General features: G+C 40.1%; 19 protein-coding genes. 17 read left to right on the forward strand and 2 right to left on the reverse strand.

The features are described 5' to 3' along the window. The first annotated feature begins 8 nt into the window (after positions 1 to 8). The 5 genes from FTV14_RS07345 to FTV14_RS07365 all read left to right on the forward strand — a co-directional run bounded on the left by FTV14_RS07345 (position 9) and on the right by FTV14_RS07365 (position 3690). Entirely contained in the window at positions 9 to 2096 is a 2088-nt protein-coding gene (locus tag FTV14_RS07345; protein ID WP_180053660.1) for a hypothetical protein, read from the forward strand. Beyond that, on the forward strand, positions 2089 to 2322 hold the full coding sequence (locus FTV14_RS07350) for a hypothetical protein (RefSeq protein ID WP_180053676.1): 234 nt from the start codon (positions 2089 to 2091) through the stop codon (positions 2320 to 2322). Before FTV14_RS07345 ends, FTV14_RS07350 begins: the two co-directional genes overlap by 8 nt. A 62-nt stretch (positions 2323 to 2384) precedes the next feature. After that, positions 2385 to 2666 carry a phage holin family protein gene (locus tag FTV14_RS07355; RefSeq protein WP_100357093.1) on the forward strand — a complete coding sequence of 94 codons (282 nt, stop codon included), beginning with the start codon at positions 2385 to 2387 and terminating at the stop codon, positions 2664 to 2666. Next, on the forward strand, positions 2663 to 3412 hold the full coding sequence (locus FTV14_RS07360) for an N-acetylmuramoyl-L-alanine amidase (RefSeq protein ID WP_180053661.1): 750 nt from the start codon (positions 2663 to 2665) through the stop codon (positions 3410 to 3412). The genes FTV14_RS07355 and FTV14_RS07360 overlap by 4 nt, the downstream gene beginning before the upstream one ends. Then, on the forward strand, positions 3412 to 3690 hold the full coding sequence (locus tag FTV14_RS07365) for a hypothetical protein (protein ID WP_180053662.1): 279 nt from the start codon (positions 3412 to 3414) through the stop codon (positions 3688 to 3690). The genes FTV14_RS07360 and FTV14_RS07365 overlap by 1 nt, the downstream gene beginning before the upstream one ends. 71 nt (positions 3691 to 3761) lie before the next feature. Here FTV14_RS07365 and FTV14_RS07370 read toward each other — a convergent pair whose 3' ends face one another. Beyond that, a complete protein-coding gene (locus FTV14_RS07370) occupies positions 3762 to 4361 on the reverse strand; it encodes a hypothetical protein (RefSeq protein ID WP_180053663.1) in 600 nt (199 codons plus the stop codon). 316 nt (positions 4362 to 4677) lie between these two features. Here FTV14_RS07370 and FTV14_RS07375 point away from each other — a divergent pair, with 316 nt between their 5' ends. The 7 genes from FTV14_RS07375 to FTV14_RS07405 all read left to right on the forward strand — a co-directional run bounded on the left by FTV14_RS07375 (position 4678) and on the right by FTV14_RS07405 (position 10360). Continuing rightward, positions 4678 to 5688: an NAD-dependent epimerase/dehydratase family protein gene (locus FTV14_RS07375; RefSeq protein WP_034706304.1), complete on the forward strand. Its 1011-nt coding sequence runs from the start codon at positions 4678 to 4680 to the stop codon at positions 5686 to 5688. Between the two features lie 135 nt (positions 5689 to 5823). Next, positions 5824 to 7218, forward strand: a complete 1395-nt coding sequence (fumC, locus tag FTV14_RS07380; RefSeq protein WP_180053664.1) for a class II fumarate hydratase — start codon at positions 5824 to 5826, stop codon at positions 7216 to 7218. 236 nt (positions 7219 to 7454) lie between these two features. Then, on the forward strand, positions 7455 to 7628 hold the full coding sequence (locus FTV14_RS07385; RefSeq protein WP_171431285.1) for a hypothetical protein: 174 nt from the start codon (positions 7455 to 7457) through the stop codon (positions 7626 to 7628). Between the two features lie 337 nt (positions 7629 to 7965). Next, positions 7966 to 8457, forward strand: a complete 492-nt coding sequence (locus tag FTV14_RS07390; protein WP_034707227.1) for a hypothetical protein — start codon at positions 7966 to 7968, stop codon at positions 8455 to 8457. A gap of 419 nt (positions 8458 to 8876) precedes the next feature. Continuing rightward, positions 8877 to 9479 (forward strand): nitroreductase family protein, encoded by a 603-nt coding sequence (locus FTV14_RS07395; protein ID WP_034706681.1) that lies wholly within the window; start codon positions 8877 to 8879, stop codon positions 9477 to 9479. A gap of 131 nt (positions 9480 to 9610) precedes the next feature. Further along, complete coding sequence (locus FTV14_RS07400; RefSeq protein ID WP_180053665.1) at positions 9611 to 9976, forward strand: hypothetical protein; 366 nt, start codon at positions 9611 to 9613, stop codon at positions 9974 to 9976. A gap of 15 nt (positions 9977 to 9991) precedes the next feature. After that, entirely contained in the window at positions 9992 to 10360 is a 369-nt protein-coding gene (locus tag FTV14_RS07405) for a hypothetical protein (protein WP_180053666.1), read from the forward strand. 34 nt (positions 10361 to 10394) lie between these two features. On the opposite strand, the gene FTV14_RS07410 is transcribed toward FTV14_RS07405, so the two are convergent. Continuing rightward, entirely contained in the window at positions 10395 to 10676 is a 282-nt protein-coding gene (locus tag FTV14_RS07410) for a damage-inducible protein J (protein WP_159123011.1), read from the reverse strand. Positions 10677 to 11356: 680 nt separating this feature from the next. Here FTV14_RS07410 and FTV14_RS07415 point away from each other — a divergent pair. The 5 genes from FTV14_RS07415 (at position 11357) to urtD (ending at position 17353) form a co-directional block, all read left to right on the forward strand. Continuing rightward, positions 11357 to 12124 (forward strand): alpha/beta fold hydrolase, encoded by a 768-nt coding sequence (locus FTV14_RS07415; RefSeq protein ID WP_005235551.1) that lies wholly within the window; start codon positions 11357 to 11359, stop codon positions 12122 to 12124. Between the two features lie 317 nt (positions 12125 to 12441). Then, the gene (gene urtA, locus FTV14_RS07420; protein WP_159123013.1) at positions 12442 to 13728 is read left to right on the forward strand and encodes an urea ABC transporter substrate-binding protein; all 1287 of its coding nucleotides are present in this window, start codon (positions 12442 to 12444) and stop codon (positions 13726 to 13728) included. 94 nt (positions 13729 to 13822) lie between these two features. Continuing rightward, on the forward strand, positions 13823 to 15460 hold the full coding sequence (gene urtB / locus FTV14_RS07425; RefSeq protein ID WP_180053667.1) for an urea ABC transporter permease subunit UrtB: 1638 nt from the start codon (positions 13823 to 13825) through the stop codon (positions 15458 to 15460). 4 nt (positions 15461 to 15464) lie between these two features. Continuing rightward, entirely contained in the window at positions 15465 to 16538 is a 1074-nt protein-coding gene (urtC, locus tag FTV14_RS07430; RefSeq protein WP_034705328.1) for an urea ABC transporter permease subunit UrtC, read from the forward strand. Beyond that, positions 16535 to 17353 carry an urea ABC transporter ATP-binding protein UrtD gene (gene urtD, locus FTV14_RS07435; RefSeq protein WP_005235559.1) on the forward strand — a complete coding sequence of 273 codons (819 nt, stop codon included), beginning with the start codon at positions 16535 to 16537 and terminating at the stop codon, positions 17351 to 17353. The genes urtC and urtD overlap by 4 nt, the downstream gene beginning before the upstream one ends. The last annotated feature ends 7 nt before the right edge of the window (positions 17354 to 17360 follow it).

A 17360-nucleotide genomic window follows, 5' to 3' on the forward strand; every position in this document is an offset into this window, starting at 1 on the left:
GTGCTCATGTGGATTTTAAAAACAAGGCTGGCACTGTTGATGCACATAATCTAAACTTAAACTTTAAGCCTGATAATATTGATAGTCACAACATCATTCTGAATTTTGAGCATCTGGCCGATGGCTCAACCAATCTCAATTTTGGCGATGATGTATCTGCTGTAATCGACACAGTATTAGATGCTGATTTTAGTTTTGAAATCACTGCAATTTATGCTGACAGTGGCGTAAATACTGCTGTCATAGATACGGTGCTCGACACTGAATTTAGCTTTGATGTAGTTGCAGTATTTAGTGAAAATACTGATGTTATTGGCCAGATCGATGCGGTTTTAGATACGAGCTTTAGTTTTGAAATCGAAGCAGTATTTGTTGAAAACTTATGCATTATTGATGCGGTTTTAGATACTGAATTTCAGTTTGAAGTTAAAGCGCTGTTTGATATTAATCATCTGGTCGGAGTATCTTGTGGTTTTGATATGCGATATCAGAAAGCCATTACAGCGTTGAGCTCAATAGAAATACCGTGGGCTAAACCAATTTTAAGAGTCTCAAATGAGGCTCTTTTTTATGATCAGGGTTTGGTGATTTCTAATCAGGAAAATATCCATTATGAGCAGGCAGGGTCATTAACCCGGGCGATTAGATCCTTGCATGAGCAGGCAACCGGATTGAGTTCTGATGCGTATGTAATTTGGGAAGATGGCGATAAACGCTTTATTCATCAACTCTATGCGCATGAAGAAACAATCAAGCTGCGTCACAACCGGGAAACAGTCTGGCAGGAAATGATCCGCCGGCGCAAGACTTTTACCTATTCCCATGAAGTCGCCCAAGTCTTTGAGCACCGTTTTTCATTTGAGTGGGAAAAAGGGCTTGAGATTATCACCAAGTCGGATTTGCCCTGGGATAAAGCCAAAGCAATTCACTATCGCAAGCATCCAGTTTTACCTTGGCCAAAGCCGGAAATACCTAAATACGAAGGTACTGGCGATCTAAACTTTATCTGCTTATGTCATGACGTTGATTCACACAATGTTGTTTTAAATTTTGGTGCAGATGACTGTATTCCAGCACTGCCGAACAGAAACTGGTGGTATATCGTGAACACATTAACAGCCGAGAGACTCGATACCGGCGAGAAGATCAAGGTCATGGATGGCACCTACAGCACCAGCCGGTCGCAATGGTGCTGGACCTATTCCATTACTGTGGCTCATACGGAAAAAGACAAGCTGCAACCAATCAATGGTCAGCCTGTGATCCTTAAAGTTATGATCAATGGGTTCGAGCATCATATTCTGCTGGAAGATCCAGAAGAGACCCGACGCTTTGCCAGTGTTTTATATACCTATCCTGGTCGAAGTGTTACCGCATTGAACTCAAGTAAATACGGACCGAGTCGTTCATTTATCCAGGACAATGAGCGAACCTCTGTGCAACTGGTTCAAGCTGAAATTGATCGGGCGAATAGCGGTACCAGCCTGGATTGGAGGCTGATTGATGAATTGGGCTGGATCGTATCGATTGAAAGCCTGAGCTATGCAGAACTTGCACCCATCGATGCAATCAAGCAGGTGGTTGATGCAGGCGGCGGTTTTATCTATAGCCAGAAAGCGGGCAACACATTGACTATTTTACCCCGGTACCAGAAAGGCTATTGGGATACGATGACCGTGGATGATTACGATATTCTATTGTCTGAAAGCCTGGTCATGCAGCAGAACATCAAAAAGAACGATGAATACATTGCTGACTTCAATGCCATCACTGTAGTAAATAGTCGAAGTGGTGAGAGCCTGAAAGTACAGCAACGGGGTACCTCAGGTGATGTGCCGCTTGAGTCAGTCACTGGTCCACTATTCAATGTGGTGTCAGGTGCCAGCTATGGGAAGAATGCATTGGTGAAAGCCAATATTCAGGAATTACATACTTTCTCAGATATTCCGGTCAGTCAGGAAATTGGCGAAATGCTACCTGGTAAAATCATTGCCTTTAATGGCCAGTGGTGGGGTGTCATTGAAGGGGTGAATGGCACCTTTTCGCATGAAAAGGTCAATGAAACCATTACTGTGGAGCGTATCAGTCGTGAGTAATCCTTTATTTGAATTGCGAAAGCTCTTGAATCCGACCCAGGCCGAATACATTGGCACCATTACATCAGTGAAACATCCAGAATACCGGGTACAGATCGATGGTGGATCTGGTCCGGTACTATGCACATCTGGCACAGCTTATAACTTAGGTGCCAGAGTATTCATTTCAAACCAGGTGATCCTAAGACCAGCACCTACTGGACAGCATTCAGAAATAGAAGTCTAAACTCAACCAAATAACAGCACCTTTTTTAGGTGCTTTTTTAATGTCAAAAAATAGGGGGAATCATGCAAGAGCATGAAAAAACATTTTGGATGCTTGTCGTGATCGGGGCTGTCATCGGCCTGTCTAAACTTCTTGTATCTGAGGAAAGACTAACTGTTCGACTTGTTTTGGGTCGGACTATTTTGGGATCAGCTTCATCCGTTTTGGCTGGTGGGGTCTTATTACAAATTCCCGATATTCACCCCCTGGCTTTGATTGCAATTGCATCAGCTCTGGGAATTCTTGGAAGTACATTTATCGAAAACTGGCTTAAAAATAAAGCTGCAACTTGGAGCGTCAAATGAAATTAATTGAACAAAGTGCCTGGAAGTATCTTTCTGTGAAGCTCCCAATTTTGGGAGCTTTTTTATTGCTTGTCGTTATTCCATCATTGCAATGGGCGATGGACTTTAAAGTGATCCCTGTTGAGTACCATGCATTTATCACAGGGTCGGTCATGGTGTTTTTATCCTGGCTTGGTAAGAAGATTTATCAACCAAAACTGCATCAACATCTTGGCTTTGCCACCATTACTGCAGGGCATAGTAATACCGACCCCGGTGCAGTCAATGGCAAAGTGAAAGAAGCCGATCTGGTCGTCAATTTCCGCAATGCGGTGACTCATTATTTGCGTGAAGCAGGGTTGCAAGTCAAAACGGATGGTACTGGAATCAAGAACGATCCATTGTCTGCTGCGGTAAAATTAATTCAAGGCTCAAGTGTGGCAGTCGAATTTCACATGAATGCTGCGACCTCCAAGCAGGCGAATGGCATTGAAACGATTGCCCTGCCAAAAGACAAGAAACTGGCTCAAGACTTATCCAAAGCTGTAGCAGATGCTCTTGGCAGTCGGTTACGTGGTGACAACGGTTGGATTGATCAATCTAAGTCAGCACGTGGCCGCTTGGCATACGTGAATGCTGGCGGTTTGATTGTAGAGCTTGGCTTTATTTCGAATGAAGATGAACTTGCTCGATTTAATGCGCGGTACTGGTTGGCTGCTAAGGCTGTGGCCAAAGTGCTGATTGATTATGAAAAAGGGATTAAATAATGACAGCATTAACAATTGAACAAGTCGCTAAATCAACGCTTGAAGTTGCTGAATCTGGTGGCCCAATTCTAAGCCAGGTTGCGAAGTACATGGATGCGGCTGAAAAGCTGAAAAACAGCACTTTATCTGGTGAAGAAAAACGGGACTGGGTAATTGAGTATGCCAAGAAAGAAATTATAGAGGTATTCACGAATCTTGATTATTGGATTCCAATTATTCTTCGATTTATTAATGCGGCTAAAGCTGCATTTAATCTACTTAAAAAAGCTATCGTCTAAGTTGATAAGCCCTCTAGGTGAGGGCTGCATGGCTCATTTAATTACGACAAACGTGAATACAGGAATCGAGATTAGTCAATTTTTAATATATCCAATAATTTATGAGGCAGGAGTTTCATTTTTTCGTTATTTATGAACTTCTCGTGATAATCTTTGAGTTCATTATTACTATATTGTTTAAGCATTTCAGTACTACTTATATATTTGGCAATCTCTAAATAGTTTTTCAGATAGAAAGAATCAACTATCTCTTTATCGATTTCAGCTTTTTTAAGCCTTCCAAGAATCTCATTAAGAGTGGTGATTTTATGATTTGTTTGAAAGAAAAAATCATCAAGATCTTTATAGGTGATGGCTGGGGTATTATAAACATGCTGAAATAAGTAAAAAAATAACATGTCTTTAGCTGCTAAGTAGTCTTTCAGACAATCCAGAGCTAGACTGGATGTAATTCTGTATTTTTCCTGATCCCTCCAATCATTAAATAATTGCGTAGCAATATAAGCAGCCACGAGAGTTGCAATTCCACCAAAGTAACTAGCAGTCGTTGATAGAGCATCTTTTAGTGCGCCATTCTCACCACCATACAAATAAAATAAAAAGACAAAAAGGAATAATGTAGCAAGCGATGTTGCTAGAATTACTGTAGATGCCAGTTTTGATATGCTCATTACTTCTTCCACCCATTCACAATATCAACCCAATCCTGCATCATCTTCCTACCTTTCAGTTTTATAACTGAAGATTATAATTTAATAAAAGCTCTCAAGATGAGGCTTAATTCACTGTCATGAATTCCATACATTACATAACAATCAACTTTTGTTCGACCTGTAAAATAAAATATACTTATTGAGCAGATTAGCCGGCTCAGAAGAAATTTTGGGTCGGTTTTTGCGTTTTTGATCCTGTGGATAAGTCGGAGAAAGCACCAAATAAACACCATATCAATTTAAGATACTGATTCTAAAGCGGAGTTAATAAACAATGATTTTAGTGACGGGTGGTTTAGGCTTTTTAGGCTCACATATTGCTTTAAGTCTGATGGCACAAGGACTAGAGGTCATTGTGGTCGATAATCTGGCCAATGCCAGTCTACAGACCTTAGAACGCCTTGAATTTATTTCCGGCCGCTATGTGCCTTTTGTCAAAATTGATATCCGTAACACTCCAGCATTAAATAAAGTTTTTGAACAGAATTCAGTACAGGCTGTCATTCATACTGCCAGCTTTAAATCATTAGAAGAATCAGTTTTAAAACCACTTGAATATTATAATGATAATGTCAGCTGTATCATGAGCTTGATGCGTGCCATGCAGCGTACTGGAGTACGCAATCTGGTGCATTTGTCTTCATTGGCTGTATATGGCCATTCCGGAACGGATTTAAAAGAAGATCAGGCTTTCAATTACACTTATCCAAATCCTTATATTAAATCACAGCAGATGGTGGAAGAAATCATCCGGGATACTGCCAAGACGGATAATGAATGGCGTATTGCGATGTTACGTCTTTCCAATGTCGCAGGTGCTTTTGAAAATGGCATTTTAGGTGAATGGGTGCCACCTTTACCAAAGAATATTGTGCCTCTGGCCATGCAGGTGGGCGCGAAGCAACGTGAATATCTGGAATTGCGCCGTCAGGCCAAGACCGAAGACTATACGGTAGAACGCAGCTTTTTGCATGTGATGGATGTCTGTGATGCGGTATTCAAATCACTACATTGGCTTTCTCAACAGCAACAATGGACTTGCGAAGCCTTTAATATTGCTGGAGAGCTAATTTCAATGCAGACTTTGCTGGATCAGGTTGCAGAAGTCACCCAATCTGCTGTTCCTACAGTAGATGCTTTGCCATATCCGCATGCTGAAATGGATCAACTGGGTGCTAATACGGATAAAGCCCAACAGTTGTTACATTGGCAGCCACGCTATACCTTAAGGAAAATGTTAGAGGATGAATGGCTGTTCTATCAGAATACGTTAAGAGGGCAGTGATTAAGAATCCTATAAGTTAATTATTGATAATAATTATCATTTGCAAAATTAATCAAACTCATTAAGATGAATAGAGTACAGCATTGAAGCTGCTGTCTAAATGAGTAAAACATGGAATAACAATTGAGGTTGAGCATGCAAACACGTATTGAACATGACACGATGGGAGAAGTCGCTGTACCGAGTGAAGCACTTTGGGGCGCACAAACTCAGCGTAGTCTACAGAACTTCAAGATTGGCAATGAGCATTTGCCACGCGCCATGATTCGTGCCATGGGCTTGGTCAAGAAAGCAGCTGCGATCACTAATGCCGAGTTAAACCAGATTCCTCATGAGTTATCGACCTATATCATCGGTGCTGCGGATGAAGTGATCAGCGGTCAATGGGATAGCCAGTTCCCGCTAGTGGTATGGCAAACCGGTTCGGGCACGCAAAGTAACATGAACTGTAATGAAGTGATTGCCAATATTGCTAACCAGAAGCTGGGTAATCCTTTAGGTGCACAAAAGCCTGTGCATCCAAATGATCATGTCAACCGCGCTCAATCGACCAATGACTCTTTTCCGACTGCGATTCATGTAGCAGCTAGCTTACAGATAAATGAACTGCTAATACCGGCAGTGACACGTTTACGTGATACCTTGCATGCCAAATCTCAGGAATTTACCGAGATTGTAAAAATCGGTCGTACCCATCTTCAGGATGCCACACCTTTAACTTTAGGTCAGGAATTCAGTGGATATGTCTCTCAACTGGATCATGCTTTAATTCGACTGTATCAGGCTTTGCAAGGGTTATATGAACTGCCATTAGGCGGAACCGCCGTCGGTACAGGCCTCAATGCACATCCAGATTATGCTGTTAAAGCTGCGGATACTCTGGCTAAATTAACAGGCTTGCCTTTTGTCACCGCTCCTAACAAGTTCGAAGCTTTGGCCGGCCGTGATGCAGCAGTTTTTGCTTCAGGTGCTTTAAAGACTTTAGCCGTTAGCCTGAATAAAATTGCCAATGATATTCGCTGGTTGGCGAGTGGACCACGTTGTGGTTTTGGTGAATTACGTATTCCTGAAAATGAACCGGGTTCAAGTATTATGCCGGGTAAGGTGAACCCGACTCAAAGTGAAGCCATGACTATGGTAGTTGCCCAAGTCCTAGGGAATGACACGACAATTAATGTGGCCGGTGCATCAGGGAATTTTGAGCTGAATGTCTTTATGCCAGTGATTGCTTATAACCTGTTGCAGTCTATTCAACTGCTTGGCGATGCATGTAACAGCTTTAACGATAACTGTGCAGTCGGAATCGAGCCTAACCGTGACAAGATTGAGCACTTCCTGCATGATTCATTAATGCTGGTCACTGCATTGAATCCAGTCATTGGTTATGAGAATGCAGCTAAAGTGGCCAAGACTGCCTATAAAGAAGGTAAAACCTTAAAACAGGTCGCAGTAGAACTCGGATTGGTAACTGCAGAACAGTTCGATCAGGTGGTTCGCCCTGAAAATATGGTGGCTCCAAACGTAAAATAAGTCTTCTAATTATGGTTAAATAATAAAGCCCTCTAAATGAGGGCTTTATAATATCTAAGGATTATTCATACAAATTTTAATAAAATCAATTGCACATGTTTTTTCTGGAAAATTCTCATTCAATTAAGCTTGCTTATTAAATGCTATGAACCATCTATCGTTCATGTTTTGACAGATATGCAATGAAGGATTACTAATAGAAATTCCCTGATAACTAGAAAAATGAGGTAAGGGTGATGACTGACTTTGATGATGATTTTGATTTGGACGAATCCTATCCAGATGAGGATTTATATCCAGATTATACAAAAAAGAAGTGTAGCAGCTGTAGCGGTACCGGCTATAACGTTGTGGAAGCCAAACAGTGTGTCAAATGTATGGGAACCGGAAAAACTGGTGAGATAGATTAACTCAACTCATAATTGTTTATTAAGCCTGCTCTGTGAGTGGGCTTTTTTATTCTCCTCATCAGGAGTTCTTAATTTTATAGATCCATGAGCAAATAAAAGAAAGAATTTAAAATTACGGGTCAAACCGTATTAGAAAGATATTTAGCGATAACTATTGAAGTTTTTTAGTGCTAAAGCTTATCCTCATGACTTCTCATACCGAATTAACATTGAATAAGCGTATATAGCTGCTAAAATGCAGTTCGTTTTTACTGCTGTTTTGTCGTTTATTCCGCATGAGTTTCTATAGCATATGAATAAACATCCATAAAGTGGCAGGTTGTTTAAGGAAAATTTAATGCTTGATATTTATTTAACAGATGTTCAAAAAAAGATTCAATTCAAGGATTATCCAGGTGAGCATCCTGTTAAATTTATTCTGAATTTTAAAAAGATTTTTCCAAGTGTAATGGAACTTCTTTTACCTGTTCTCCCGGAAAATGAAAATCTTGATGAAATGACCTGGGAATCAACCACTCAGGACTTTGAGACATTTCAGATGTTATTAACAGGGTGGGGCATTATTGAATTGCGTTTAAATGCGATCACCCAGTATAAAGATAAGACATTTGCAGATCAGTTGGTGAAAGAGGCGCAGCAAAAACGCAGAGAATATCAGAAGAAACATCTTAAGCTTTCTAGTGTGGATCTGGATTATCTATTTATGCATGATGTGCATGGCTTGATTGATGCTGAACTGGTAGAACTAGGTGAAAAATTCTATTTACCAACCTTACGTGATCTTTGGAAAAATAAAGTCTCTGCTCAAGTGCTTAATGCTAAATTCTAAGAAAATTTAAGCTGATTCATTCAATTTCATCCTCCAAATTGGGGGATGATTTTTTTATAGCGATTTCTAAGGATTGACATTTCCCTTATGACAATAAATAGCCTAAGCAAATTTCTATATTTATCATCAAAACAACTTTCTGCTACATCATTGAACATGGTGACTTATTTTAAAACAGAAATTGGATCAGAAAAGGGCATTTATTTTATCGTTTGATAAAAAATAAATTAAAAAACTATTCTTTATCAAAAGAATATATAAAGATATTACTTTAATAATATAGCTATTCCAGTCATATTTTTTTAAGCTATCAGTACTAATGAGTAAATGAATCACAGAATTCTTATTCATTAGATTTCCTTCATAAAAATAAGTGAAGGTTCCAGTTTTCCCGAAGATATATCCAAGGATTTAACCGAATGTCGAATCAGTTTTTAGATTTAATTACAAAACGCCGTACTATTTATGCCATTGGTAAAAATGTAGAGCAGTCTCCTGAATATTTAACTGATTTGATTCAAAATGCGATCAAGCAAAGTCCGTCATCTTTTAACTCACAATCATCTCGCGCCGTTATTTTATTCAATGGCGAACATGAAAAATTCTGGGGCTTTGTCGCTGATAAATTAAAAAGCTATGCCAAAGATGAAGAAAGTGCTGCAAAAACGACTGCAAAAATGGCAACCTTTGCTGCAGGTACGGGTACAGTTTTATTCTTTGAAGATCAAAATGTAGTAAAAGGCTTGCAAGAGCAATTCCCATCTTATGCCGAGAATTTCCCAATCTGGGCAGAACATTCAACTGCTATTGCTCAGTTCTCTACCTGGACTGCCTTGCATACTGAAGGCCTGGGTGCATCTTTACAACACTATAATCCGATTGTAGATGAGCAGGTTCATGCAGAGTGGGATATTCCAGAAAACTGGAAACTTCGTGCTCAACTGGTATTTGGTTCAGTTGAAGGCGAAGCGCGTGCGAAAGATTATCTGGAAGATGATCAACGCTTCAAAGTTTTCCAATAAGCTTAATTTCCGATCTGTCTTTAATCATTTTTAAGGACAGATCTCCAGGTTATTTATAAAAATACGCATTAGATTTTTTAAAACTAGGCTAAACTAAAGCGGTATTTGAAGAATTTAATGAGTCAAACCGAATGTCGAAAAACACGCAGAAATTATCACCATTACAGGAACTGATTGCAGAGCAGAAATTGCTGTGTGAAGAGGTCGGTTCTGCTTATGTAGAAGTAAGTGGTGATGATGTCGTTGCAGTGGCTGTACATACCCTGAAGCAGGATCCAATTGTCGGAATCCGTAGAAAGCCTGAGACAGAAGAAAGTATTAGCTGGTATATTTATGGTGGTGAACTGGCTTCAAATGAAGATGCTTTTGAAACCATGACTGTGCGTGAGTTACAGGATATCGCCCCTGAAGTTTTACCTTATCTGGCTTTAGAGCAGGGCTACCGCTTCATGATTGATGCAGATGATTATGAAGATGTCTGGAAAGAAGAAAACTAAAAGAAGACCTTCGAAATGATCAAATCCTCATCTTTAATATGTACTTTCTTTATTTGCATGCAATTGAACAATATGGCTTTTGCCGAAAAGCTTTCACAAGCGGATTATGATCAGTTTATTGCTATGCAAACAAAAATAGTCAATGAAACCAAACATATTTTAGATGATCCAGATCAGAATGCTGATGCACAAAGTCAACGTCAGGCATTCTGCCAGCGTTTAACGGCTTATGAAGAGATTCAAAAAGTTTCTGAAGAAAATCATAAACTCAATATGGCGTCCACAATGGCGATGATTGCTAAAAGCTTTCTGGATCGACAAGCACAGAGCATGAATAATTCAGGTATGACCACCGCAGTATTTTGTAAGAGTAGGGAAGTGTAATTAAGCTATAAAAGCAAGAGCATCGTCTTGAGTTTTAATAGCCACCATCATCATTTAAAAATGCATCCTTCTGTTCCGGAGTGGAAACTTTGACAGTTGGAATAAAGGAACTCGCTGCTGTTAATCGAGCTATATTGAAATCCTTAGTTCCTACTTGAGGAATAATAGGTATTTGACTTGTTCGAACAATTTCACCATAAACTATCGTGATCAATTCTGCTGGAGTTAAACCCGCTTCTGCTATTACACATTCTGCTGATTCAACAACGTCTTGTTCCACTAAGAATTCAATGCTTTTTTTAACTAAATTGTTCATAAGATAGCCTTAGAATACATTTTATACACTACTTTAAACTATCAGATATGAAGCATATAGAAGCTAATGAAATTAAATATTCATATCTTATTTAGGGATGTTGGCCTGAATGAAGGTATATGAATCAAAAGGGTAGGGCCAAAAAATTAGCTCGTTTTTTCGACTCTCAGCTTGCTTATAAAATGCATAAATACTCTGATACGTAGCATAAGGATTTCAGTGCTTTTTAAATTACTCATTAAATAAACTTTATAAAAATCTATTTATATACAAATTTTACCGGGTATATATCAGCTACTTTTGAAATTTATTAAGAAATATTAAATATTTATGTGTTTCTTTTTTACTCAAATGAAGGGCGGTAAAATCATTGCACGCTAAAATAGCCTAAGCAATTTTCTACTTTATATTTATTCTCGCAAAATCCATATCCCATAATTAAAACTTAATACCAAATAAACCTCTAAAACTCGTATATTTCCTAAAAATTTTAAAATATTTTTTTATTAATGATCTAGTGTGACACTCAATTATGAGCAGATATTGCAATTTAGCCTAAGCATATTTTATTTCCATAAAAATAGCCTAAGCAAAATTTTAAATTATGTCATTGGCAATTGATTAACTTCCAATATAACTCCACTATTAACACCTAACATAGGAAATCACGGAATTCTCAAATGATCCTGAATTATCAAATACAAACCCATGAAACATCAACTTTAGCCCCAATGGTATTTATTCACGGTTTATTTGGTAGTTTAAGTAATTTAGGTATGTTAGCCCGACATTTTTCAGAGCAGGCAACTACGATTCAAATTGATGTCAGAAATCATGGTTTATCTGGCCATTCTGATGAAGTGAATTATCAAATCATGGCCGAAGATATTTTAGAAACTTTAGCCAGTTTAAATATTAAAAAATTTATTGCAGTCGGGCATTCAATGGGCGGAAAAATTGCCATGAAGCTGGCAGACCTGGCGTCTGATCTGATTGAAAAACTGGTTGTATTAGATATCACGCCAATTCAATATCAAGAAAATCATCATTCTGAAATATTTAAAGCCTTGTTTGCAGTCCAACAGGCGCAAGTCGCTTCACGAAATGAAGCAGCAAAAATTATGCGTGAATATATTCAAGAGGAAATGGTCATCCAGTTTCTTTTAAAATCATTTAATAAAGGGCAGTGGTTGTTTAATGTGCAAGCACTGTTTGATCATTATGAAGATATTACTGCTTGGAATAAGATAGAAAAAAATGAACTTCCAGCATTATTCTTAAGAGGTGGAAATTCATCGTATATCTCTACACCTGAACATTTTGAAGCCATCAATCAGCAGTTTGCTCATGCACAGGTTGAAGTGATTGAAAGTGCAGGGCACTGGCTACATGGTGAAAAGACGGCGGAAGTTTTGCAGCATATGCAAAATTTTATTGATGAAAAATAAATTATATTGATGAGCAGATGTATTTTCTGCTCATTTTATTTATGCATCATTAGTAAGCATTTTAATATTTTGATTTAAAAGCCTGCGCTATTTTGATGTGTTTTTAGGATAATTAATTGATTTTTCGCCTCAGAATTTATTTTCTATTTTAGGGCAACATGTATTTATTGGTGCAAAATTTAATCTCTATTTTTATTTTAAATAGATAATCATAATGAAATTCAGTGGGTTAAAATTATAAATTAAAAGTGGCACAGTATTTGAATAGCTTCTCTCAAATTTTCTAAAAAAGCCTAACTAAGGTTGGAGAGAAGTACATGAAAGTCGAACAAAAAAAGTTTTCTAAAAATTTAATTGTTGCTGCAATGTTGGGAATACTGACTTTAACAGGTTGTTCAAAGTCGCCTGAAGATAAAACGGCCGCTACCTCTGAGCCGAAAGCAGCTGCAACTAGTGGGGAAACGATTAAAGTTGGTATTTTGCATTCTTTATCTGGCACGATGGCCATTTCTGAAACTTCATTAAAAGACACAGCGTTGATGGCGATCAATGAAATCAATGCCAATGGGGGTGTCTTAGGTAAAAAGCTTGAACCGGTTATCGTTGATCCAGCATCTGATTGGCCACTATTTGCTGAAAAAGCACGTCAGCTCATCACTCAGGATAAAGTTGCGGTCATCTTTGGTTGCTGGACTTCGGTATCACGTAAATCGGTATTGCCAGTGGTTGAAGAGTTAAATGGCTTATTGTTTTATCCAGTCCAATACGAAGGTCAGGAACAGTCTAAAAATATTTTCTATACCGGTGCTGCACCTAACCAGCAAGCGATTCCGGCTGTTGAATATTTGATGAGTGAAGAAGGCGGTAAAGCAGAACGCTTTGTCTTATTAGGTACAGACTATGTTTACCCACGTACGACTAACAAAATTCTCCGTGCTTTCCTGAAATCTAAAGGCGTCGCTGATGCTGACATCATGGAAGAGTACACACCATTTGGTCATAGTAATTATCAAACCATTGTCGGCAATGTGAAAAAATTTGCTGCAGGCAAAAAGACTGCGGTGATCTCAACCATCAACGGCGATTCAAATGTACCGTTCTATCGTGAATTGGGTAACCAGGGCATTAAAGCTTCTGATATTCCAGTTATGGCATTCTCTGTAGGTGAAGAAGAGCTTCGTGGTATTGATACAAAACCATTGGTTGGTCATTTAGCGGCATGGAACTACTTCATGTCCGTGAAAAATCCGAAAAATACCGAATTCAGCGGCAAGATGAAACAGTATGCTGTGGAATACAAATTGCCTAATGCAGACAAGTTTGTGACCAATGACCCGATGGAAGCGACTTATGTGGGTATCAATATGTGGAAACAGGCGGTAGAAAAAGCCGGTTCTACTGAGGTGGATAAAGTTCGTGAAGCAATGGCAGGTCAGACTTTTGATGCACCATCTGGCTATCAGTTACAAATGGATGCTAATAACCATCATTTACATAAGCCGGTGATGATTGGTCAGATTCGTGGTGATGGTCAGTTTGATGTGGTTTATAAGACACCGAAAACCATCGCTGCTGAGCCATGGAGCCCATACATTCCTAAATAATTTCCTCCAAAGCCTGCTGCTCCGGCAGTAGGCCTTTCTGGTTTTTCATCTCCCGGACGGGACAGCGTTAAATATATAAATAGGGAGGGCACTCATGTCCACTCGCCTAAATCTCGCGGCCATTTTTTTAATTTTGAGTCAGTGTTTGTGTCTCAATATGGTGCATGCGGAAACTCAATCTAGCGAAACAACCGTATCGCAATCATCTCAACAGTCACTTGATGCTATTCAGCAGTTTGTTCGTGGGGACTTTGCCACTCGTCGTGCTTTATTAAACCAGTGGCCTGCCAGTGTTGAACAACTTGATCAGCTGGCAGAGTTTGTTGAAAAAGATCAGCTTTATACTGATAGTTCAGGCAATACTTATATTCTGGAAGCAGAAGACAAACTGGTTAGCTATCCTGACGAAAAAACCGTGGAAACCTGGCCATCTGATTTATCGCAAATTACGCTGGTAAATACCTTAAATAAAGCACTGACCTTTGGTTTAGCAAAAAAGAAATTAAATTCAGAAGAAGCCTCTCAGCGACTTGAGGCGATTGATATTCTGGAAAATAACTTGTCCGAACTTGATGCTAAAGCCATCAATCAGATGTATTTAAATGAAAAAAACAATACGGTTAAATCACGTTTTGCCCAGTTAAAAGCACGTCTGGATTATCAATCTGAAAATGTCCTGACCAAAATAGAAGCGGCAAAAGTTTTAAAAGATTCCAACAGACCAGACGTTCTTGCACTGGTTCAAAATGAACTGGCTCAGCCAAATCTGCATCCTGATTTAAAAGCAGCGCTGGTCGATGCCAGAAGTAGTATCAAAACCCGAATTCAGGCCAGTGAATGGGCTGGACATGTATTTTCCGGTTTAAGTACTGCCAGTATTTTATTGCTTGCGGCTTTAGGATTAGCCATTACATATGGCTTGCTTGGTGTCATTAATATGGCGCATGGCGAGCTGATCATGATCGGGGCGTATACCACTTATGTAGTGCAAAGTTTCTTTAAATCGCATTTTAGTGGTTTGGTAGATTGGTATCTGATCGCAGCGATTCCTGCGGCATTTATTGTCAGTGCAGCGATTGGCATGCTGATCGAACGTACCGTGATTCGTCCTTTATATGGCCGTCAACTGGAAACCTTATTGGCAACCTTTGGGGTGAGCCTGATCCTGATGCAAGTGGTGCGGATGATCTTTGGGGCACAAAATGTCGAAGTTTCTAACATTTCATGGCTTTCAGGCGGGATCTCGATTACTCCAAGCCTGATGCTGCCTTATAACCGTATTGCAATTATTGTCTTTACTGTAGCTGTCTTGCTGCTACTTGTTTATCTACTGAATAAAACCCGTTTTGGTTTATTTGTCCGTGCCGTAACGCAAAACCGTCAAATGGCTCGTGCTGTCGGTATCCGATCCAGCCGGATTGACATGATGGCATTTGGTCTGGGTTCAGGTCTTGCCGGTCTTGCCGGCTGTGCCTTGGCGCAAGTGGGTAATGTTGGACCAGATTTGGGCCAGAACTACATTATCGATGCTTTCCTTGTGGTTGTTGTCGGTGGTGTTGGTCAAGTATGGGGTGCAGTTCTTGCCGCTTTGGGACTAGGTGTCAGTGGAACCGTACTGGAAATTGGTATGGGTGCAGTATTGGCAAAAATTATTCTCTTGGTTCTTGTGATTTTGTTTATTCAGAAACGTCCACAAGGTTTGTTTGCCATTAAAGGACGCTTTGTGGAGTAAGCCTATGAAAATCACATCATTACTTTCAGATAAACCTTATAGCGCACTCGCAATTGCGATCTGTTTTGTTATTTTACTGGCCTTGCCATGGTTACATTTATTGCCAGCGGATTCGAGCCTGCATCTGTCTGCTTATTGGGTCACTTTGATCGGCAAGATCATGTGCCTGGCGTTGGTGGCTTTAGCACTTGATCTGGTCTGGGGCTATGCCGGTATTTTAAGTTTAGGTCATGGCCTGTACTTTGCCTTGGGTGGTTATGCCTTTGGGATGTATCTAATGCGTCAATCAGCAGGTGATGGTTTGCCTGACTTTATGCGTTTTCTGAGCTGGACTGAATTACCCTGGTTTTGGGTGGGGACTAATCATTTCTGGTGGGCCATGATACTTGTGGTCTTGGTACCAGGACTAATTGCCTTTATTTTCGGCTTCTTTGCTTTCCGCTCAAAAATCAAAGGCGTTTACTTCTCGATTATTACTCAGGCGATGACTTTTGCGGCAGCACTTTTATTCTTCCGCAATGAAACAGGCTTTGGCGGGAATAACGGTTTTACCGGTTTCAAAACCATTTTAGGCATGGACATCACATCAGCACCGATGCGTGCCAGCCTATGTTTTATCACGGCTCTGGTGTTATTGCTGTGCTTTGTTGGTCTACGCCATTTAATGAATAAACCTTATGGTCGTGTGCTTGGCGCGATTCGTGATAGTGAAAACCGTCTGCAATATTTAGGTTACCGCACCTTATGGTACAAGCTTTCAGCCTGGGTATTATCTGCTGTGATTGCAGGTATCGCTGGTGCACTGTATGTACCACAAGCCGGGATTATTAATCCGAGCGAAATGAATCCGGTGAACTCGATTGAAATGGCAGTCTGGGTAGCGGCTGGCGGTCGCGGTACCTTGATCGGTCCGATCCTGGGTGCAGGCTTAATTAATGCAGTTAAAACTTACTTTACTGTGGCCTATCCAGAAGCCTGGTTATTAATTCTGGGGGCATTATTTATTGTGGTCACCATCTTCCTGCCTAAAGGCGTGATTGGATTATTTGACCGTTTTAAAAAGGAGCGTAGCGAATGAGTGAAATTTTACAACCTCATGGCGGCCATGCTTCTGAAGGCTATGGCCGACCAAAAGAGCAAGGGCCAGATTTTAGCCATGGGATCGCACTTTATCTGGAAAAAGTCAGTGTCTGGTTTGATGCTTTCCGTGCCTTAAATGATTTATCGCTGTATATCGAAGAAGGTGAATTGCGCTGCATCATTGGGCCAAACGGCGCGGGTAAAACCACGTTGATGGATGTCATTACCGGGAAAACCCGTCCTACTGAAGGTTCTGCATTTTTTGGCCAAACCTATAATCTGGCGAAAATGAGTACTGAAGAAATTGCAGAAGCTGGCATCGGGCGTAAATTCCAGAAACCAACGGTGTTTGAAAATTTCACCGTGATGGAAAATTTGCTCTTGGCTGCACCTAAAGATAAACGTGTTAAAAAAAGCTTTTTCAGCAAGCTCGATCCGGATGCACAAAATGCGCTGGATGAATCCTTACAGCAAATCCGCTTGCAGGAGTTTATTCACAAACCTGCAGGACTTTTATCTCACGGTCAGAAACAATGGCTTGAGATCGGCATGTTACTCATGCAACGTCCAAAACTCATTTTACTGGATGAGCCAGTGGCAGGGATGACCGATGCCGAAACCGAACGGACTGCTGAACTGTGTCTGGAACTGAAAAAGAATCATACGCTGGTGGTCATCGAACACGATATGAGCTTCATCGATACCATTAGTGAAAAAGTAACGGTGCTGGCACAAGGGGCGATTCTGGCTGAGGGCACATTGGCAGAAGTACAGGCCAATGAAGAGGTCATTGAAAAGTATCTTGGACGTTAAGGGGCTG

Origin of the sequence: Acinetobacter sp. YH12236 (genome assembly GCF_013417645.1) — a bacterium.
In the GTDB taxonomy this organism is placed as follows: domain Bacteria; phylum Pseudomonadota; class Gammaproteobacteria; order Pseudomonadales; family Moraxellaceae; genus Acinetobacter.